The organism is Pantoea latae, assembly GCF_002077695.1.
Lineage (GTDB): Bacteria > Pseudomonadota > Gammaproteobacteria > Enterobacterales > Enterobacteriaceae > Pantoea > Pantoea latae.
In genome coordinates, this window is record NZ_MWUE01000067.1 from 1 (window position 1) to 548 (window position 548).

At 72.4% G+C, this 548-nt stretch carries 1 protein-coding gene; it reads right to left on the reverse strand.

Features of this window, described 5'->3' with window-relative positions:
• On the reverse strand, positions 1–548 hold a 548-nt coding region (locus tag B2J69_RS23460; RefSeq protein WP_158083450.1), incomplete at both ends, for an Ig-like domain-containing protein.

The window sequence follows — 548 nt, forward strand, 5'->3', positions numbered from 1 at the left end:
TGCTGCCCACGTTGTCGTTCGCCTGGTCGATGGTCAGCGCCACGCTGCTGCTGTCTACCGTAAAGGACGCGCTTTCGCCGCGCGTCTCGTTGCCCGCCGCGTCCGTGACCTTCACCTGCCAGCTGTGGTCGCCGTCCGCCAGCGGGCCCAGTGCCAGGCTCCAGCTGCCGTCCGAGGCGTCCGCCGTGGCGCTGCCCGCCGCCGCCCCGTCCAGATAGACCGTGACCGTGGCGCCCGGCTCCGCCGTGCCGCTCAGCAGCGGCGAGCGGTCGTCCGTGATCGCCCCCTCCTCAATAGTGCCCGTCACGTCGCCCTGGGCGTCCTGCAGGGTCGCGATCGCCGCCTCCGGGTTAGTGGTGTCCAGCACGATGCGGAACGGCCCGGTCTCCGCCGAGGAGACCCCCGCCGCGTTCACCGCCGTTGCCGAGAGGTCGTAGACCCCGTCCGCCCCCAGCGCCGAGGTGGTGATGCTCCAGCGGCCCTTGTCGTCCGCCACCGCCTCTCCCACGCTGACCTTCGTGCCCGCCGCGTCCGTGGCCCAGATGACC